Raw genomic sequence first — 20610 nt, forward strand, 5'->3', positions numbered from 1 at the left:
ACAGAGAGGGACTTGATATGTCAAACGAAGAACTTGTAAAAGAGATACAGCAAGGTATTAACTCAAGGGATAATTTAGAGAAGTTATACGATCAGAACAGTGGAGTAATACATAAAATGGCGGTAAGATACAGTAAATTTGCTGAAATAGAAGATTTGATGCAAGAAGCATATTTTGGTATATACGAGGCGGCGCAGAAATACAGAAGCGACCACGAAGTACTCTTTATTACATATGCAACCTTTTGGATACAGAGCGCAATGAAAAGATATATTGAAAACAATGGAAAGAATATAAGAATTCCAACGCGTTTACAAGCGAAAGTCTATGAATATAAGAAATTTATCAGCTCATATAAAAGGCAATCAAACAAAGAGCCAACAGATATAGAGATATGCGAAGCTCTTAATATAAAATCTAAGGCACTTAAAACAGTAAGACAAACAATACAAGAGGTTAATGACTTGGATAGCCTGGACAGGGATGTAGTCAGCGAAGATGGTGGTATGTCATTGGTTGATTCTATTCCGGACAGCGTTAATATTGAAGATGATGTTATTAATCGAATAATGGAAACTGATTTAAAAACGCAATTGTGGAAAATCGTAGAGAGTAATGTGACGGAGAGGGAAAATAAAGTTATTCTTGATAGATACAAGGGCAATATGACATTGGCTGCAATAGGAATGTCGTTTGGAGTAACCAGGGAAGGTATAAGACAAACTGAACTTAAGGCAATGAGAAAATTAAGGACCGTTGGAGTAAGTAAGGATATAAGTGAAAAGTTTGAAGTTAATTATGCTAGGGCATATGGGGGAAGTGTAAGCGGATTCAAACGTGACTGGACTTCATCAACGGAGCGGGCAGCATTGGGGAACTTGGAGATAGAAAGATTAATGTATTCGTGAGGATTATTAGACTAGTTCTATATGCATTAGAACGAACAAGACAAGATTTAAGGCGTAATAAAACCGTATAGGCATATTTCTTTGAGTGATAACTAAGAATGTCTATACGGTCAAATTACGAGGTTGAAATATAAAAAGTGATTGTATATGCAGCAAGGAATTGATACGAAAAGTATGAGATTATTTATTTATCTTTGGATTATCTGAAAGGCCGGCAAGGTAGTCGAGAGATACATTAAAATAATCTGATAAAGCAATTAATACATCAAGGCCCGGCTTCTTTTCGTTTGATTCATAAGACTGAACACCCCTTTCGCTTATATGAATATCTATAGATAATTGCTTTTGTGTTATTTTATTTAATTTTCTTAACTCGCGTAATCTATCACCAAAATTAGACATGAATTTACCCCCAATAAAATATAAAATAATAGTGTTGACACGCACAATAGTACGTGTTAATATAAACATATGAAACACGCACAATAATACGTGAAAGGAAGTGATGAAATGAGCAACTTGCAAATTGCAAGGTTGGGAAAGAATCTAACCCAAGATGAATTGGCGCATCTATTAGGTATAACAGTTAGAACATACCAATACATCGAACACGGAGAAAGAAAGCCTTCATATGAAGTTATCATAAAGCTACAAGGAATATTTGATAATGATATAAGCAGTCTACTGTCCGAATCAAATGATAATTAATTTTAACACAAGCAGAACTATAATAAAAGATGTGAAAGGAAAAATTTAATAGGTGCATGGATTACCCGCATAAGAAAAGCCATGCCTAAGTAACAACTTAGAATAGTAAGTAATTTAAAAACTAAAACAAATAGTGATACATTAAATCGAAAGCGAGGATATAACTATGATGAATGAAGAATTTGAAGAAGTTATTATAAAAAGATGTGAGGCGGCGCTTTTAGAGTGCGAGAAATATATGAATAAGGAACGCTCTGCAGATGCGGATCCGGATGAATTACAAGCTGATGCAGAAGTATTATGTTACAAGAAGGGTTTTAATGATGCTATGAAGATAATGAACAATGCAAGTTAAATAAGCAACGCGAGAGGAATTAATAATATGGCAGCAGATAAAAAAGCAAGTAGGAAGGATAATAAAGGGACTGTGTTACCCGCTAATGTAAACCAATTATCAGACTTGCGCTATACATGGAGAAAGGTAATAGATGGAAACTCCTATACTATAGTAGATAAGAGTTTAGTTGAATTGAAAAAGAAAATTATTCAGAAAAAAGCGGATGTGCAGAATCATACTTGTAGAGATTTGGACAAGAGTACCTTGAACCAATGGTTTTATAAATGGATTGATTTATACAAAGGAAATATAAAGCCAGCCACCAAAGCGAATTATAATAGCTATTGGGAATGGTATGTTAAAGACAGTAAAATAGGAAATATGCAAATGGGGAAAATAAGACGAACCCACATAGTAGAATTGTATATGTCTTTAGCGGATGTGAAAAGCCTTGCATATGGAACGATTAAATATGTTAACTCATTAATATATTCGTGTCTACAAGATGCAGTTGGTGATAAAATAATCCCGGATAATCCGAGCGATGGAGCTATTAGCAAGATAGAAAGAACTGAACCAGTCAAAAGAGAAGCGCTCACGAAGGAACAACAAGCTTTATTTATAGACTTTATTTCGAATAGTGATATTTACAAAATATATCTTCCTTTATTTTCTTTTATGTTAGGTACCGGTTGCAGACTAGGAGAAGCAACCGGAATAACATGGAGCGATATCAATTTGAAAGAAAGCACTATATCAATAAACCATACACTATCGTATAAGGCAGTTAATAAGGAACATAAGTTTTTTATAGGAACGCCCAAGACCAAGGCGAGTACAAGGACCATACCAATTATCGATGATTTAAGAAAGCAGTTACTAAAGCAAAAGGAGTATCAATTAGCATTCGGAATAACTAAAGAATACAAAGTGGACGGACGCAAGGGGTTTGTATTCACAACGCATACAAGCAAGCCATATACTCAGGAATCCATTAATAGAGTAATAAGGTACATTATTGAAGCTAGTAATAAACAAGAAAAGATAAAAGCAGATAAGGAAAATAGGGATCCTATTATATTGCCTAGATTTTCGGCGCATACGCTAAGGCATACATTCTGTACCAGGTTTTGCGAGAACGAAAACAATGTAAAAGTTATTCAACAGATAATGGGGCATAGTAGAATAGATACAACACTTAATATATATACGCATGTAACTAAAGATAAAGCAGAAGAAGTAATGAATAATTTAAATGGAAAGATTAAAATATCGTAGATTCTTCACAAAAAAAGGTAGCCTAGCTTGATTGAATTCTAGCGGGCTGTCCTTTAAGTTAAATTAAAACTTGAAATTCCTCGAACTAGGTGATAGTATGAAGAGAAATATCACTATGGGGAGATATATGACTTATGATAAATAAATATTCAAAAATATATTTAAAAAGTGGAGAAGTAAAAGAGTGGGCGGGAATTTGGTGTGAAGAAAATTTAAATAATGATTTTGCACTTAGTGTCAATGAAACAGAACAAAGAATATGTTATACTATAGTTTCCAATTATAAGGAAATAAAAATAGATTTAATTAGATGTTCAGAGGGCAGATTTACTATATGCTATAAAGTTGGGAGCAATATTGATATATCTGAACAAATAGCAGAATATATATTAGATAGAAGTAATAGCTCTAAGGTAAAGTCAGCTTTTAATAACGGATTTTCAGTAATTTCTAATGAAGAAACCTTTAATGCGATTATAGATTTTTTAAATGAATTTGATGAAGCTGAAAAAATAGGGTATAATAAATTTAATGAGATAGGCAAAGCAAAATACGAGCAATACAAATATAAAAGTAATCTTGGAGACAGTATAGTTATAAAATTTTTTGAATCGAATTCCAGAATACAAATTCAAGGGAAACCATTATATCTTTTTAATTGCGTTGAAGATATTCTTGTTACCGATCCAAAGACGGTAAATGGATTAGTTGATGCACATCTTAAATACTGCAATGTTGATATTCCTAAAAATGATATATATGAAGAGATGAAATCCACATTAGGCAATGATCTATATAATTTTTTAACTACAACGCAAAAAGCAATATTATCATCAGCGTTTATATTTAATAAGATTGATATAGATATGGACGACTATTCATCATTGATTATACCGGCAGCAAGAGCATTAGAAGGGTATATATTAAAGTTGATTTCCCAAAGCGGAGTTATTATGGATGAAAGAAAGCTTGGAAATTATTTTTACTATGATGATTGCAAAAATCAATTTCTATTAAAAGAAATTTATATTCAAAAAATCAATTCCGAGAATCGAACAAAATCAATAACGACATTATACAGGCTTTATCATAAAAGAAGGCATCCATATTCGCATTCTACGGAAAGAGATTACGATACAAGTATAATAGTAACGAGAAAAGATGCCGATAGTAAATTTAGAGAGTTAATTGATGCAATGAAAACCAGTTATATAAATTGTATATAAGTAGGGTGATATTAATGAAAGAGATAGAGATAAAAAAAATGAATGGTATTGAATATGGTTATATGGTATTCTTAACTTCTTATTTAAATCCTATAGCAAACACAAAAATGCTATCCGAGAACTTAAGAGAAATGGTTAAAGAACCTACTAATATAATCTTTGATTTATTATTAGCGAACGGGGATTCATTTAATAGATTTGCTAAGGGTTTTTTTGATGGAGAAAAAATTGATATTAATTCTATTGAAATTGTTGATGCTGATACAGACATAAAAAATGAATCGTATAAATATTATAAAATTCATAAAAAATATTTAAGTAAAAGTGTGCTGTCATTTGGAGAAGCGTCTAACTTTATATTAAACTGAACATAAATATTTCTAAAGCCATGACCTTTGATACAAAAAGTTGATACAATTTTTTGATATAATGATAATAAATGTTAAAGCGTGATAAATACACCAACACCGGAAAACCTTGATTTTAGGGCATCACAGAGTATGACAAAGCTTGATAAAATTGGTCTGAGCATATTGCTTTAATGCCTTATACACTTGATTAATCCTTGACTTTACAAGGGGTTGAAAGATTAGTTGTAAAATCATACAACTAGGATACAACTTAATAGTTAGTTTTAGAGAGCCAGTATACTATGAAAGTAGTAAACTGGCTCTCTTTTTGTACTGAAACCATATTTTTAGTTAATAATATGGTTGTAAAAATCAAGAGACAATTGCTTGTCATCACTTTTTTATAGTGTTTACTTTAACAGGAAAAAATGATATAATACAAGGTAGAATTTTGCTCAAAATTTCATAATATAAGTATAAAAGATTTCCAATCTTTTATACACCAGATTTGTGCCAATGGCGCAAACTTGGGATGTGTTTTGCAAAAGCACGAGACCATGAGCTAGTGTAAAAAAAGCTTAGTAGTAACACAGAAAGCCTGTGTCTGCAATACTTTACACAAACTTAGTATGCGCAGAAAATAGCGCAGAAATGAGGATAATTATGAAACTTAGTAATACATCAAAACAGTCAGTTAGAATATCTGGACAACTTAAAGCATACATGTGGTGGCCTATTTTTACAGGGATATTGTTATTTATATTAACGATATCGATGTATTTTATTAATGTTGCAGCGGGTACAGTTATGGCAATCTTTATGCTTATATATATGATTGTAGCATCATTAATGATATTTTATTACAGACCAGCTATTCTTCATAATATGATTGAGTTTGCATCTGGATATTCGCAGGTACAAAGATCTCTTATACGAGAATTATCTATTCCATATGCATTATTAGATGATAAATGCAGAGTTTTATGGATTAATGATGCAATGATGAAATTAATTGATAAAAATAAAGATTATAAAAAAAGCATTTCTACAATTTTCCCTGAAATCATAGGGAATATCTTGCCTATAGGGGAGCAAGAAAAGGAAATAAGACTAACATACGGTAATCGGGATTTCCGAGTTGAGTTGAAGAGAACCCCCTTTGATAGAATTTTGAATAATATTACGATCATTGAGGCAAATCCTGATTCGAGTTTAATTGCGATGTATATGTTTGATGAGACTGATATTAACAAGTACATTCAAAAGATAAAAGATGAAAGATTTGTTGCAGGGCTAATATATATTGATAATTATGAGGAAGCATTAGATAGTATTGATGATATTAGACGTTCTTTATTTGTCGGATTGATTGATAAAAGAGTGAATAAATACTTCACATCAGGTGCAGCAATCGTAAGAAAGTTAGAGAAGGATAAGTATTTAGCAGTATTTAGATATAAGTATCTTGAAAAACTAATTGCGGACAAGTTCAGTATCCTGGATGAAATAAAAAGTGTTAAAATAGGAAATGAGATGACTATTACAGTAAGTCTTGGTATTGGTACAGGCGCTAATGATTATGCAAAGAATTACGACATAGCTAAGGCCGCAATGGATCTTGCACTTGGGCGTGGTGGTGATCAAGCGGTTATCAAAGATGGTGAAAAAATCAACTATTTTGGCGGTAAGACCCAGCAGATGGAAAAAAACACTAGGGTTAAGGTAAGAGTCAAAGCACATGCGTTGAAGCAAATTTTAGATATTAATGATAATATTATGATTATGGGTCATAAAATGAGTGATGTAGATTCATTTGGTTCAGCAATTGGTATATATGCGATTGCTAAAAAAATGAATAAAAAAGCACACATTGTTATTAATGATATATCTACAACGGTAAGACCTTTTATGGATAAGTTTATTAATAATAGTGATTATGAAAAAGATATGTTTTTGACAAGCGCAGAGGCAATTGAAAAGATTAATCAATCAATGGTAGTGATAGTTGTAGATGTAAACAGACTAAAGATGACAGAATGCCCAGAGATATTGGAAAAATGTAAAACGATTATTGTATTTGATCATCATAGACAGACGAGTGAGGCGATTACAGGCGCTGTATTATCTTATGTTGACCCAGCTGCATCTTCTGCATGTGAGATGGTTTCAGAGATGCTTCAGTATATTGATGAAGGAATTAAATTAAAGTCAATTGAAGCAGATGCATTATATGCTGGTATTATTATTGATACAGATAACTTCAACAACAAGTCAGGACCAAGGACATTTGAAGCGGCAGCTTTACTTAGAAGAAGTGGAGCAGACATAACCCGTGTGCGTAAAATGCTTCGTAATGATATGGAAGAGCATAAAGCGATTGCTGAGGCTGTTAGTAAGGCAGAAGTATATAAAGAAGCATTTGCAATAACGATTTTCCAAGGGGATGGACTTAAGAGCCCTACAATCGGTGGAGCGCAGGCTGCTAATGAACTGCTTAATATTAAAGGAATAAAAGGATCATTTGTTGTGACAAAATATAATGAGCAGATATATATTAGTGCAAGGTCAATCGATGAAGTTAATGTTCAATTGATTATGGAAAGATTTGGCGGTGGTGGTCATATGAGCATCGCAGGAGCGCAATTAAAAGACTGTACCGCTAGTCAGGCTGTTCAGACGATTAAAAACACTTTAGACAGTATGTTACAAGAAGGAGATATATAATGGAAATCATATTATTAGAAGATGTAAAGTCACTTGGCAAAAAGGGTGAGATTGTAAAGATAAATGAAGGCTATGCTCGAAATTTTGTATTGCCTAAAAAGTTAGGTCTTGAGGCTACACCTAAAAATCTGAATGACTTAAAACTTACAAAAGTAAAAGAAACAAGGCTAGCGCAAGAGGAATTAGATGTAGCGAAGGCATTGGCACTTAAGGTCGCACAAAAGCCAGTTAAACTTTCAATTAAAGTGGGCGAAGGCGGAAGAACATTTGGATCCATTTCAACAAAAGAAATTGCAATAGCTTTACAGAATCAATTAGGTCTTGAAATTGATAAAAAGAAGATGCACCTTGACGATGTGATAAAAACATTAGGAACACATAGTGTTTCAATTAAGCTTCATAAAGATGTAACCGCACAACTTACAGTTGTAGTAACGGAAGCAAAGTAATGAATGCAAAGTAATGAATGCAAAGTAATGAATGCAAAGTAATGAATGAAAAGTAATGAATGCAAAGTAATGAATGCAAAGTAATGAATGAAAAGTAATGAATGCAAAAGATATAAGCGATAGTAAGATTCGGAGGAATTTATGGAAGAGGCTCTTATTAAACGAGTTATGCCTAACAGCGTGGAGGCAGAACAGTCGGTAATAGGTTCTATGTTGATGGATAAAGAGGCGATTATTGTTGCAAGTGGAATCCTTGTACAAGAAGATTTTTATCACAAACAATACGGAATCATGTTTCAGACAATGATTGAAATGAATAACGAAAGTAAACCAGTCGATTTGGTTACGTTTCAGGCGCGACTTAAGGAAAAAGATGTTCCACCGGAAGTATACAGTCTCGAGTTTGTACGCGAGTTGCTTGAAGCAGTTCCGACTTCTGCAAATATCCGTCAATATGCGAATATTGTTAAACAAAAAGCTATTTTAAGAAATATTATAAAGGTTAATGAAGAGATATCTAATGCTTGTTATGTTGGACGTGAAAAAACGGAAGATATATTAGCGGATACTGAAAAAAAAATATTTGAGTTAGTTAAGAATAAAGGTCAGCATAATTATACACCAATTGATCAAGTTGTATTAGAAGCACTTGATAAGATTTCAGCGGCAGCAAGGAATAGGGGCGCAGTTACTGGAATACCAACAGGATTTAAAGATTTGGATTTCAAATTATCAGGGTTGCAGCCATCAGATTTCATTTTGATTGCAGCTAGACCATCTATGGGTAAGACTGCATTTGTGCTTAATATTGCAGACTATGTCGCATTAAAACAGGGTATTTCTACGGTTGTATTCAGCTTGGAAATGTCAAATGTTCAGCTTGTAAATCGTTTGCTTTCATTAGAATCAAGTGTTGAGGCTGATAAGATTAGAAAAGGTCGCCTTGATGGATCTGATTGGGGTAAGCTTATAGAGGGTGCAGATAATATTGCAAAATCTAATTTGATTATCGATGATACACCAGGTATATCAATTGCGGAGCTACGTTCAAAATGTAGAAAATATAAAATGGAAAAGAATCTTGGACTTGTTATCATTGATTACTTGCAGTTGATGGCTGGCAGTGGAAAGTCAGAATCTAGGCAGCAAGAAATTTCAGATATTTCACGTTCATTAAAATCTTTGGCTAGAGAAATAGAGGCGCCAGTAGTAGCGTTGTCACAGTTAAGCCGTGCGGTTGAGCAAAGACCAGATCATAGACCTATGCTTTCTGATTTGCGTGAATCTGGAGCTATAGAACAAGATGCAGATGTTGTTATGTTTTTATATCGTGACGATTATTACAATAAGGATACAGATATTCCTGGAGTGGCTGAAGTAATCATTGCGAAACAGAGGAATGGTCCAGTTGGTACGATAAATATGGCTTGGATTGCTGAACAAACAAAGTTTGCAGATATGCAAAGACAGCCCAATACACAAAACGAATAATTAAAGTAATAAAAGTGCTATAAACCGCATATAATGGCGATTTGTAGCATTTTTTGTTGAACAGTTTCTCTTGTTGTTTATCAGACCATTTGCTATAATTTATATTGTAGCTAATAGGAAAACTAAAGCAGTTACAGGGCGGTAGATGTAAATAAAAAGGGGAAAAGTATTATGGAAAAGAATAGATGGATTATTTCAGATGTTGCAAAAAAAACAGGATTAGAAGCACATGTGCTTAGATATTGGGAAAAGGAATTAGATTTGGAAATACCACGTAACGAATTAGGACATAGGTACTATTTAGATTGCCATATAGAAATATTTAATAAAATACATAATTTAAAAGAACAAGGTTATCAATTAAAGGCAATAAAAAATGCAATTTACCATAATAATTTAACAAATACCAATAATATTATCCCAATGCCAATACCATCAATTACAAATAGTTATAGAAATCAAGAAGAAAATCAAATAGAAGTTAAAAACCCTAATGATAAAATGAATCAATTTAGACAAATTCTTAGTGAGGTAATGTTGCAGACAATGAATGAGCATGGAAAGGAAATGGGAATTCAGATTAGCGACAAAGTAATTAAGCAGGTGGACTATTTATTAAGAATGCAAGAAGAACTCGAGGATGAGAGATTTAGAAGGCTAGACGAGACGATAAGAAGTTATCAAAAAGATAGACAAGAGATCGGACTATCTTATAAGGAAAATAAGAGACAGAACCACCTAATCAAGAAAAAACAAAAAAGGGTAATGGGACATGCATAGAACAGGAATTGGTTCAAGCATATCGGCGTAATAGATAAAAGAAAAAAAATAGTGATGTAATTAATTTAATTACATCACTATTTTTGTTTTAATTGCTTGAAATATTATTCTGCTTTTGGAGCACCAACTGGACAAACATCTGCACAAGCACCACAATCGATACATGTGTCAGCGTTAATTTCCATATGTACGTCGCCTTCTGAAATTGCCTCTGTAGGACATCCAGCAACGCAAGCGCCACAATTGATACATTCGTCATTAATTACATATGCCATAATAGAACCTCCTTAATAGTTTATTTTACAGTTACAATTATACGTTAAATTGATAGAAAAAACAATATTTTTACAAACTTAATTAGTAATTAAGTAATATTTTACTTTATATTATTTCGAACTTCCTTGATGGCATCAATAATTACCTTTTTTGCCATAATTGCACCTTCTTCACTCATTGGCTCAACATCCTTTAAAACATAATCAATTCCAAGTTGCTCATACTTAACTTTACCCATATCATGGTAAGGTAAAACATCGAGAGCCTTCAAATTTTTAAGTTGTCCAATAAATAACCCTAGTCCATGGAGAAACTTTGGATCATCTGTAATGCCTGGCACAACTACGTGCCGAATCCATATATCTACATCCTTTGTATCAAGATATTTTGCAAAGGCAAGAATACCATCATTAGGTTGTTCTGTAAGCTTAATATGCTCTACGGGATCAATGTGCTTAATATCAAGCATAACTAAATCGGTTAATCCCATTAACTTATCTAACTTTTCATTATATATATTATTGTTTGGATTATATGTTATTCCAGAAGTGTCTATGCATGTATGAATGCTTTTTTTCTTAGCTTTTTCAAATAATTCAATTAAGAAATCAATTTGCAGAAGGGGCTCACCACCAGTAACCGTGATACCACCTTTTGTATAGAACACCTTATTGTTTTCATATTGTTCTAATATTTCGTCTGAAGTCATTTCAGTACCACCATTCGTTTCCCAGGTGTCGGGGTTGTGACAATATTTGCATCTCATAGGGCAGCCTTGAAAAAATATAACAAAACGTGTGCCGGGACCATCTACTGTACCAAATGTTTCTATTGAGTGTATACGTCCATTCATAATACGTTTACTCCTTTCATGTTTAAATATAGTCCGTTATTATAATATACCAATAACGATAATATCTCAATAAATAATATATCATTCGTGATAATATCTCAATAATGATAATAACCCCCAACACAGATTATGCTGGGGGTTATTATATGTATCTTAACAATGAGTAATTACATTACATCATGGAATGTACGTGATATAACGTCATTTTGTTGTTCTCTTGTTAATTTGATAAAGTTTACAGCATAACCTGAAACTCTTATTGTTAATTGTGGGTATTTTTCTGGATGGTCTTGCGCATCAAGAAGTGTTTCTCTATTTAAAACATTAACATTAAGGTGATGTCCACCTTTGGCTACATAGCCGTCAAGCATTGCTGCAAGATTATCGATTTGTGATTCACTTGGATTCATCATAGTTATTTCTCCTTCTAAAAATTATTCTTCACCATCTAGGCCGTTATGAAGTGTTGGTACATTACATGCTAAGTTCCCGGCAGCACATTCTAAAGAATTTGTAGTCTGTGTAGTCTTTTGTAAATCTATATTGCTGGCATCGGCAACGGACACGTTAAGGTGTCCACCGTTGCCAGCCATAAATTGATCTATCATAGATACAATATCATCGATATTTTTTTCGTTATCCATCTATGTTCACGATCCTTTTGGTATTATTTTTGAAATTATAAATTTAAATCAATATCAAGATCTCCAGTGAAAAGTTGATCTGCTTTACCGAGAGCACCAGGAACGATTGTGAAAGTGTTAGAAATACCATCCTGAGCATCTTTGAAAGGAAGCTTGGCAACTGATGCTAATGATGCAATTGCACCATGAGTGTCGCGGCCGTGGAGTGGATTAGCACCTGGAGCAAATGGTTGGCCTTTATGTCGTCCGTCAGGAGTCGAGCCTGTATTTTTACCATAAGTTACATTTGAAGTAATTGTTAATATTGAAGTAGTTGGAACACCATTTCTGTATGTTTCATTCGATTTGATTTTTGCCATAAATTTTTTCACGATATTTACAGCAATCTTATCAACACGGTCATCATCGTTACCATATTTAGGATAATCTCCTTCTACTTGATAATCTACGGCTAAACCGTCTTCATCTCTGATAACTTTAACTTTGGCATATTTCATAGCTGAAAGTGAATCAGCTACTACGGATAGACCAGCAATACCGGTTGCAAAGTATCGTTTTACTTCTCTGTCGTGAAGAGACATTTGAATTCTTTCATAGCAATATTTGTCATGCATATAATGAATAACATTTAATGTATTAACATAAAGGCTAGCTAACCAAGACATCATATCATCATATTTTTCCATAACATCATCGTAATCAAGATATTCAGTTGTAACTGGTCTGTACTTAGCACCTACTTGTATTTTGGTGCATTCATCAACACCACCATTAATGGCATATAATAAACATTTTGCTAAGTTAGCACGAGCACCAAAGAATTGCATTTCTTTACCAACTCTCATTGAAGAAACACAACAAGCAATTGCGTAATCATCACCATGAGTTACTCTCATCAAATCATCATTTTCATATTGTATTGCTGATGACATAATAGATACCTTAGCACAGAACTTCTTAAAGTTAGCTGGTAATCTTGTTGACCAAAGAACTGTAAGATTAGGTTCTGGAGCTGTTCCTAAATTATGAAGTGTATTTAGATATCTAAATGACATCTTAGTAACCATATGACGTCCATCAATACCAACACCACCGATTGATTCAGTAACCCATGTAGGATCACCAGCGAATATTGCATTATATTCTGGAGTACGAGCAAATTTTACAAGTCTTAATTTCATAATGAAATGATCAACGAATTCTTGAATTTGATCTTCTGTAAATGTTTTATTAGCCAAATCTCTTTGTGCATATACATCAACAAATGTTGAAGTACGTCCAAGTGACATAGCAGCGCCGTTTTGTTCTTTAACAGCAGCTAAGTAACCAAAATATAATCCTTGGATAGCTTCTTTTACATTAGTAGAAGGTTTTGAAATATCACATCCGTAGATGTTAGCTAATTTTTTGAGTTCTTTTAATGCTTTGATTTGTTCTGATAATTCTTCGCGGTCACGGATTGTTTCAGCGGTCATAACTTGTTTTGTTGTAGCTTTTTGTTCTTCTTTATCAATGATTAACGCATCAACACCATATAAAGCGATACGACGATAATCACCAATGATACGACCACGGCCATAAGCATCTGGAAGACCAGTAACAATATGGTTTGAACGAGCTGTTCTCATTTCTGGAGTATAGGCATCGAAAACACCAGCATTATGTGTTTTTCTATGTGTTGTAAAAAATTCAAATACTTCTTTATCCATTTCATATCCATTATCTGAACATGCTTTCTGAGCCATTCTTGCACCACCATAAGGCTGCATAGATCTCTTAAAAGGCTTTTCTGTCTGGAAACCAACAATCGTTTCAAGATCTTTGTTTAGGTAACCAGCTCCGTGTGAAAGGAGTGTTGAAGCAACTTTAGTATCCATGTCAAGAACACCACCTGCTTCACGTTCTTGATTTGATAAATCCATTACTTGTGCCCAAAGAGTTTTTGTTGCATCTGTAGGTCCGCAAAGAAAGCTGTCATCACCATCATATGGTGTGTAATTTTTTTGGATGAAGTCTCTTACATCAATTTCTTCGGTCCAATTGCCGCCTACGAAATCTTTCCATTCTGTTCTAATCATTTAAAATTCCTCCTATGATAAATATAGTATAATATGTGATTACTGTAAACAATTCCCAAGAAAGCCCATAAATACTGGCTTTTTTAATGCTATAGTACGTCTTTACGACAGGTTCATTATATAAGAATACTGTATACACGTCAATAGGATGCTTGTGCTTTATTAAAAACAATCGTCTATAATTTATCAATTACTAGAAAAAAAACAATTTATATTAAAATTGCATAAATTATAAGCACTTAACCTTGACATTTATATTTATGAATATTATGATATACATAGTTTACCCTTCCATTTGGAGGAAAACATAATTTTATAATAATAGGAGGATCAACAATGAATAAAATAACGAAAGAAACAACTATTGGCGATGCAATTAAGATAGATGCAGGAATCATTCCTATTCTTATGAGCGCAGGAATGCACTGTATAGGATGTCCATCAGCGCAAGGAGAATCCATTGAAGAAGCAGCAATGGTTCATGGTTTAGATGCGGATGCATTAATGTCAGATATCAATGACTATATAGAATCTAATAATTAATTATACTTACTATAAGAAGCCTTAGCTCTGTTATATTGCTAAAGGCTTCTTTTTAGGTAAATAAATGCTAACCCATGAATTACAAATTTGCAAGAATTTGAATTGCATTACTTTTAATAATAGTTTCACAATGTTCTTCAATGAATGCATGACTTGCATATGAAAAATGTATCTTGTTTCCGTATTCAGAAAGAATATTACATACTTTATTAAATTCTGTAGGCGAACAATCAGACTTTTCAATAACCAAGTAATAAATGTTATTCTTAACATCTTTATATAAAGAATTATCGCCTGAATATATGGAACTAATTATATTTGCAGCATTATTAATAATGTTAAGATCATCAAATTGAAATATTCGAATTACATTAACTTCAGATTCTTTTGTAGAATCATTCGTATCTTTGCTAGTTGTGTCTGATAATGTATTGGGTGTAGTATTAAAATCTTTAGGTGTAGAATTAATCGCTGAATTTTTTAGAGATTTATTAAATGGAATAAAATTATCAGTTTTATTCTTAGGTATTTCAATTATATCGTCAACATTACTATTTAAATAGTCTTTGACTTTACTAAATAGATTAATAACATCATCAGCTCTATTATCAGGTTCGGTTTGATGATCAATCATATCTAAAGAATCATTTTCATATGAAAAATCCATATCCTCATCTTCATCATCAGAAATATCTGGTGCAAATTTTGAAAATCTTGTGTCAAGTTCTTCAGGGTCTTCAACTTTCGTTATTACAAGTATAATACAATCAGTAGAAACTGGAATAGCTTCAATCATTAACGGGATATCTTCCGCTTCAAAACCTAATTCATAGGAAGCCTGTTGCATCATATCACGAAATAAATCTTTAGCCTTCTCGCTTCCATAGGCAAGCTCGCTGATTTTCAACTCGCGGGAAGCCAAATCAGATTTGTTTAAGGTACAGCGTATTTGATTGTCACTTAATTTTTCTATTTTCATAAAATCACTTCCTAACTTTGAAATATTTCTTGTTTTAATAGTATACCATTTTAGATAGATCTGTAAAGGAAATATATAAAAATTTAATTATTTCCAAGTACATTTTTCCCACATTTATAACATTTTTTACCTATTAAAATGAACTATAATAATTAATGAACAAATATACGGTATTACGAATTAAAATATACGATTTCTGATAAATAACTGTTGCATAAATTATAAACAAGAGATATAATTAGATTATGAGATGCTTATAGATTCTTTAGTGAGAAGGAGGTTGAAATAATAAGATAAATTTTGAATATAATATCTGATAAATATGAAATCATTAGTGAGTTAGGGCACGGAACTCACACAAAAGTATATTTAGCAAAACACAAAAAGCTTAATGTATTACGTGCTGTCAAGTATATCAAAAAAAGCGAAGCAAATAGTATAAGGTATTTGCAAGAAGCTAATCTAATTAAGAATCTTAAACATTCCGGAATTCCAATTATTTATGATATTGATGAAGATGAAAATAGTATATGTATTATTGAAGAATATATTTCTGGAAAATCAATGACATCATTTATGTTAGAAAAACAACAACTGTCTTTAAAAGCGATTTGTCAGTTTGGGATACAAATATGTGATATTTTAGACTATTTGCATTCAAATGGAAAAGAAAGCGAAAAAAATGAATGTATTTTACATTTGGATTTAAAGCCAGATAACATAATGATAAATGATGATAATATAATTAAAATCATTGACTACGATAATGCTTCATATCAAAATCAAGAATTGAAACAATGCATTGGAAGTAAAGGATTTGCAGCACCTGAACAGTATCACAGACTGAACGTAGGAAAGACTGCAGATATATATGGTTTAGGAATTCTATTATTGTATATGTCAACAAGTGGATATATACAGTCTTGCGTTGAAACATTACGTCACAAGAATCTAAAAAAAATAATCAAAAAATGTACGAAACATAATTCAATACAGCGATATAATGAAGTTTGTAAAGTGAAACTGGATTTGCAAAAAATATTGAATGAATTATCTAAGGAATGCTCTAAAGAATCTCTAGAAATAAATATAGTTGGAATAAAACATGGAATTGGAACTACACATATTAGTATTTGCCTAACCAATTATTTGAATAAGATAGGTATAAAAACAGTATGTATGGATTGTACTAATACTAATAATATGCTAGGTCTTGTTGAAAAAGGAAATATTACTTCGTTTGGCACATACAAGTTATACGGGGCATACCTGCTACCAAATTATAATCAATGTATTAATGTTGAACTAGAAAAGGAATATAAAATAATTGTTAAGGATCTAGGAGTAACTAGCGAAATCGACAGTAATAGTTTGCCAGAAGGTAATAACAAGGCTCTAATATTAGTAGGGGTTGGAAAGTATTACGAACAAAACGAGTTACAAAATGCACTTGATAAGTATGAAAACTGTGTATGTATTTTAAACCATATCAGTGGAAAACAGTTCTATTCATACATACAAAATAATAGCCCCAAGCAAAAAATGTACAGAATGCCATGTAAATATGATTGGTATTCTAATGATGAGATAACCGATGAAGTATTTAAAGAGCTTTTTAACGATTTATTTCCTAATTGGTATGGAATAAAAAGTAAAAAAAATACAATATTAAGGAGATGTATTTCTGAAATTCTTAAAAAGAAAAAAAGTTAAGAAAAATTACCATCAAAACCCCTACATAGTTGGTGTAATGGGAGTTGGACGTGGTGTAGGGACCACACACTTGACAATTATGATGGGAAATTATCTTGTAAACGGTTTGGGAAAAAAAGTGGCATTATTGGAACTTAATAGAAATAATTCATATACGGAAATTAAGAATATGAAGTGTTCGAATATTTACAAAACATGTTTTGAAGTAAATGGAATGGACTTTTATGAGGATATTTCATACGAAGATATCCCTAAAATTATGGCTAGTAATTATGATTATTTAATATTAGATGTATCAAGTAATTATATATTAGGAAGAAATGAATTTTTAAGGAGCCATAAAAAGATTATAGTGGGGAGTTTGAGTAAATGGAAGGCGCAGGAATATTTTGATTGTTTTGAAAATATGCAGAAAATCTCAGAAATTTCTGCATGTGAATTTCTTTCATTATCAAAAGATCGTGAAGTAGATAAAATAATAAAAGATAAATATAAAGTCAAAATAGGACAAATTCCATTTGAAGAAAATCCATTTTATATAGGAAGTAACCATATGGAATGGATTGAGAAAAAATTAAATTAATATCCAATATCTTTTGGAAAATAGTATATCACAAATATTATATTAGACAAAAAAATTGGAGGTAAACTAAGGAGAATAGTAAATGGGACAGCAAGTAAAAGCAGTCACAGAAGAGATATTGGAACTGCTTGGTTCAGGTATTAAGGTGAATTACAATGGTTATGAAATAACAAAAGAAACAGATATTTCAAGTGACATTTTACATGAAGAAGATTGTTGCATGAAAGATTATATTGAAGACGATGATGGTGAGTGTATACAAGTTAATTATGATATTCTTACATCATTTTGACATTATTTACTAAAATGTAACCCGGACAATGAGATCCCCTTTATGTACCGGTATAAAATCCCTGTTTTGTAGGCAATCCCCTTGCTGCACAAAATGGGGATTTTATGTTACGTCATATTATTTTGGTGACTAATCATCAAAATAATGGTATAATATTAAAGGTTATTTTTAATAGAGCTAATTATTATATTTTAAGTTTAATCTATTTATTAAGTTAGTAATATTAAAAATAAAACGTAGTCGGTATAATTATTAGGGGCCTGAGAAATCAGACGATTAGGGGCTGAAGTGTAAATTTGGAGGGAAGATATGGAGAAGTATACAGTTAATAAAAAAGATAAAGAATTATTAGATGATAATATTAAGGATACAGAATTATTAGACAATGATGTTGAATATAAAGAGCTACTAGATGAAAATAGTGAAGATGAAGAATTACTGGATGATGATAGTGAAGATGAATTGATCGATGATGATGATGGATTGCTAGATAATGATGATTTTGAAGATGATGAATTATTAGATGATAATTTTGAAGATGACAACTTTCAGATTGGTGATGAGGATGCCTTAACAGATGAGGATAAAAAGTTAAAAGCTTTTGGAAAGTTAACATCTAAAAAGGGGAAAAATGTAAGCGTTAGAAAAGATAAGAAAAGAATAGGTTTAGGATCAAATCGTTCAGTTAAACAGCGAAAAAAAAGAAAAGTTGTTTTACTTGGAATGACGGGTGCGGTTGTTATAGGAATTATTATTAGCGTTATTGCTATCATTAATAAGTATACGCCAACAAAGGAACATATGTCAGGGTATACCTATTTTGATGTGATTCAAGGTGATGATGTACTCGTTATGTTAAATAATGAAACCATAGATACTACGGGAATTTACAATAATGGAAGATTATATCTTTCCTGTGATTTTATCGCGCAAAAATTAAACCAAAGATTTTACTTTGACACAGAGAGCAAGACGATTTTATATACAACTGCTACAGATATTTATACATATAATATCAATCATAATACATATACAGATTCAAAAGGAAAGTCCTACTCTGAGGACTTTGATATAGTGGATGAAGTTAATGGGAAACTATATATTGACTTTGAATACGTTAGCAAATACTCAAATTTTACATATAGCTACTATCAAGATCCCAATAGAGTTGTGATTAGTAACGATTTCAATGATGTGGATTATGTTACAGTAACGAAGGACACAGTTGTAAGATATAGAGGTGGAATAAAAAGTCTAGTGCTTGAAGAGGTAGCCCAAGATACGAAGATCCGCTATAATAAGAGTATAGACGGTTGGGTGGAAGTTACTACTGAATCTGGATTTTTGGGATATATCAAAAGCGATTGTGTAAGCGAAACTTTTACTGAAAAAAGAGAAAATGTATATACAGATAATATTTCATCAATTATAAAGGATTATAAGATATCTTTAGCATGGTTCCAAGTTACCAATACAACCGCAAATAATAGTATTGGAAATTATTTGGATGGAACACAAAAAGTGACGACGCTCTCGCCAACATGGTATTCTATTACAAGTAATAATGGCGATATGAGCTGTTTGGCTACGAAAGATTTTGTTGATAAGATGCATGTAAGAGGAATTGAAGTATGGCCGCTAGTGGATGATTTTGATTCTAGCATTAATGGTGTTACGTTGTATTCAAGCAAAACGGCGAGAAAAAAGATGATTAGTACTTTGATCAATGATTCAAAAAAATATGGCTATGATGGAATCAATATTGATTTTGAAAAAGTTACTATAGAAAGCGCAAAACATTATTTGCAGTTTATTAGAGAACTATCTGTTGCTTGTAGAAATAATAATATTGTACTTTCAACAGATAATTATAAACCAGCTAAGTTTAATTCATTTTATGACTTGGCAGAACAGAATGCATTTGTTGATTATTTAGTAATTATGGGATATGATGAGCATTATTCAGGATCAGAAAGTGGATCAGTCGCGTCCATTGGATTCGTTGAAGAAGGAATTACGGGTGCACTTGCGCAAGTCTCCAGTAAAAAGTTAATTGATGCAATTCCGTTCTTCACTAGAGTTTGGACATTAACAACAACGAATGGAGAAACTGTTACAACGAGCAAAGCGGTTGGAATGCAAGTAGCAATAGATAATTTAAATGCGAATAAAGCACCAGCAATTTGGGATGAAACCGTAGGACAATACTTTGGTTCCTATGAATTAGATAATGTAGTCGTAAAAATATGGTTAGAAGAAGATCATTCAATAGAAGAAAAAATGAAATTAATTCAGCATTATGAATTGGCTGGCGTAGCCCAATGGAAGTTAGGACTTGAAAATAAATCGGTTTGGAGTGTAATAGCAAAGTATAACCAATAATAGAATGTATAAAGGT

The 20610-nt window shown here is 32.2% G+C and carries 22 protein-coding genes; 15 read left to right on the forward strand and 7 right to left on the reverse strand.

Annotation, left to right across the window (positions count from 1 at the left end; genetic code table 11):
• Window positions 1-17: 17 nt before the first annotated feature.
• Window positions 18-908 carry a sigma-70 family RNA polymerase sigma factor gene (locus BMY18_RS00180; RefSeq protein WP_170841236.1) on the forward strand — a complete coding sequence of 297 codons (891 nt, stop codon included), beginning with the start codon at window positions 18-20 and terminating at the stop codon, window positions 906-908.
• A 180-nt stretch (window positions 909-1088) separates the two neighbouring features.
• Here the strand turns inward: BMY18_RS00180 and BMY18_RS00185 are convergent, their stop codons facing one another.
• A complete protein-coding gene (locus BMY18_RS00185) occupies window positions 1089-1310 on the reverse strand; it encodes a helix-turn-helix domain-containing protein (RefSeq protein WP_092449368.1) in 222 nt (73 codons plus the stop codon).
• Between the two features lie 108 nt (window positions 1311-1418).
• Here BMY18_RS00185 and BMY18_RS00190 point away from each other — a divergent pair, with 108 nt between their 5' ends.
• The 9 genes from BMY18_RS00190 (at window position 1419) to BMY18_RS00230 (ending at window position 10251) form a co-directional block, all read left to right on the forward strand.
• Window positions 1419-1616 (forward strand): helix-turn-helix domain-containing protein, encoded by a 198-nt coding sequence (locus tag BMY18_RS00190; RefSeq protein ID WP_092449370.1) that lies wholly within the window; start codon window positions 1419-1421, stop codon window positions 1614-1616.
• Window positions 1617-1782: 166 nt separating this feature from the next.
• Window positions 1783-1971 (forward strand): hypothetical protein, encoded by a 189-nt coding sequence (locus BMY18_RS00195; RefSeq protein ID WP_092449372.1) that lies wholly within the window; start codon window positions 1783-1785, stop codon window positions 1969-1971.
• 27 nt (window positions 1972-1998) lie between these two features.
• Window positions 1999-3231 carry a tyrosine-type recombinase/integrase gene (locus tag BMY18_RS00200; protein ID WP_092449374.1) on the forward strand — a complete coding sequence of 411 codons (1233 nt, stop codon included), beginning with the start codon at window positions 1999-2001 and terminating at the stop codon, window positions 3229-3231.
• A gap of 134 nt (window positions 3232-3365) precedes the next feature.
• Window positions 3366-4457 (forward strand): type II toxin-antitoxin system RnlA family toxin, encoded by a 1092-nt coding sequence (locus BMY18_RS00205; RefSeq protein ID WP_092449376.1) that lies wholly within the window; start codon window positions 3366-3368, stop codon window positions 4455-4457.
• 14 nt (window positions 4458-4471) lie between these two features.
• A complete protein-coding gene (locus BMY18_RS00210; protein ID WP_092449378.1) occupies window positions 4472-4825 on the forward strand; it encodes a type II toxin-antitoxin system RnlB family antitoxin in 354 nt (117 codons plus the stop codon).
• A 645-nt stretch (window positions 4826-5470) separates the two neighbouring features.
• Entirely contained in the window at window positions 5471-7531 is a 2061-nt protein-coding gene (locus BMY18_RS00215; RefSeq protein WP_092449380.1) for a DHH family phosphoesterase, read from the forward strand.
• The gene (gene rplI / locus BMY18_RS00220) at window positions 7531-7980 is read left to right on the forward strand and encodes a 50S ribosomal protein L9 (protein ID WP_092449382.1); all 450 of its coding nucleotides are present in this window, start codon (window positions 7531-7533) and stop codon (window positions 7978-7980) included. Before BMY18_RS00215 ends, rplI begins: the two co-directional genes overlap by 1 nt.
• A 141-nt stretch (window positions 7981-8121) precedes the next feature.
• The gene (dnaB, locus tag BMY18_RS00225; RefSeq protein ID WP_092449384.1) at window positions 8122-9471 is read left to right on the forward strand and encodes a replicative DNA helicase; all 1350 of its coding nucleotides are present in this window, start codon (window positions 8122-8124) and stop codon (window positions 9469-9471) included.
• Window positions 9472-9642: 171 nt separating this feature from the next.
• On the forward strand, window positions 9643-10251 hold the full coding sequence (locus BMY18_RS00230) for a helix-turn-helix domain-containing protein (protein ID WP_092449386.1): 609 nt from the start codon (window positions 9643-9645) through the stop codon (window positions 10249-10251).
• A gap of 104 nt (window positions 10252-10355) precedes the next feature.
• Here BMY18_RS00230 and BMY18_RS00235 read toward each other — a convergent pair whose 3' ends face one another.
• The 5 genes from BMY18_RS00235 to pflB form a co-directional block, all read right to left on the reverse strand.
• Window positions 10356-10526, reverse strand: coding sequence for a DUF362 domain-containing protein (locus BMY18_RS00235; RefSeq protein ID WP_092449388.1), 171 nt, complete (start codon window positions 10524-10526; stop codon window positions 10356-10358).
• A 101-nt stretch (window positions 10527-10627) separates the two neighbouring features.
• Window positions 10628-11380: a pyruvate formate-lyase-activating protein gene (gene pflA, locus BMY18_RS00240; RefSeq protein WP_092449391.1), complete on the reverse strand. Its 753-nt coding sequence runs from the start codon at window positions 11378-11380 to the stop codon at window positions 10628-10630.
• A 167-nt stretch (window positions 11381-11547) separates the two neighbouring features.
• Complete coding sequence (gene grcA3 / locus BMY18_RS00245; RefSeq protein WP_092450198.1) at window positions 11548-11790, reverse strand: autonomous glycyl radical cofactor GrcA3; 243 nt, start codon at window positions 11788-11790, stop codon at window positions 11548-11550.
• Between the two features lie 24 nt (window positions 11791-11814).
• Window positions 11815-11988 carry a hypothetical protein gene (locus BMY18_RS00250; protein ID WP_242940919.1) on the reverse strand — a complete coding sequence of 58 codons (174 nt, stop codon included), beginning with the start codon at window positions 11986-11988 and terminating at the stop codon, window positions 11815-11817.
• A gap of 71 nt (window positions 11989-12059) precedes the next feature.
• Complete coding sequence (pflB, locus tag BMY18_RS00255; protein WP_092450200.1) at window positions 12060-14099, reverse strand: formate C-acetyltransferase; 2040 nt, start codon at window positions 14097-14099, stop codon at window positions 12060-12062.
• Window positions 14100-14438: 339 nt separating this feature from the next.
• Here pflB and BMY18_RS00260 point away from each other — a divergent pair, with 339 nt between their 5' ends.
• The gene (locus BMY18_RS00260) at window positions 14439-14645 is read left to right on the forward strand and encodes a DUF1858 domain-containing protein (protein ID WP_092449395.1); all 207 of its coding nucleotides are present in this window, start codon (window positions 14439-14441) and stop codon (window positions 14643-14645) included.
• A gap of 79 nt (window positions 14646-14724) precedes the next feature.
• On the opposite strand, the gene BMY18_RS00265 is transcribed toward BMY18_RS00260, so the two are convergent.
• Window positions 14725-15624 carry an adaptor protein MecA gene (locus tag BMY18_RS00265; protein ID WP_092449397.1) on the reverse strand — a complete coding sequence of 300 codons (900 nt, stop codon included), beginning with the start codon at window positions 15622-15624 and terminating at the stop codon, window positions 14725-14727.
• Between the two features lie 300 nt (window positions 15625-15924).
• Between BMY18_RS00265 and BMY18_RS00270 the strand changes: the two genes are divergently transcribed.
• The 4 genes from BMY18_RS00270 (at window position 15925) to BMY18_RS00285 (ending at window position 20594) form a co-directional block, all read left to right on the forward strand.
• The gene (locus tag BMY18_RS00270) at window positions 15925-17337 is read left to right on the forward strand and encodes a serine/threonine-protein kinase (RefSeq protein ID WP_170841237.1); all 1413 of its coding nucleotides are present in this window, start codon (window positions 15925-15927) and stop codon (window positions 17335-17337) included.
• 37 nt (window positions 17338-17374) lie between these two features.
• Window positions 17375-17920, forward strand: coding sequence for a hypothetical protein (locus tag BMY18_RS00275; protein WP_139197189.1), 546 nt, complete (start codon window positions 17375-17377; stop codon window positions 17918-17920).
• 82 nt (window positions 17921-18002) lie between these two features.
• Window positions 18003-18212: a hypothetical protein gene (locus BMY18_RS00280; RefSeq protein ID WP_092449404.1), complete on the forward strand. Its 210-nt coding sequence runs from the start codon at window positions 18003-18005 to the stop codon at window positions 18210-18212.
• A gap of 309 nt (window positions 18213-18521) precedes the next feature.
• A complete protein-coding gene (locus BMY18_RS00285; protein ID WP_092449406.1) occupies window positions 18522-20594 on the forward strand; it encodes a glycosyl hydrolase family 18 protein in 2073 nt (690 codons plus the stop codon).
• The last annotated feature ends 16 nt before the right edge of the window (window positions 20595-20610 follow it).

The sequence above is a fragment of the [Clostridium] fimetarium genome, from assembly GCF_900111235.1.
In the GTDB taxonomy this organism is placed as follows: domain Bacteria; phylum Bacillota; class Clostridia; order Lachnospirales; family Lachnospiraceae; genus Clostridium_N; species Clostridium_N fimetarium.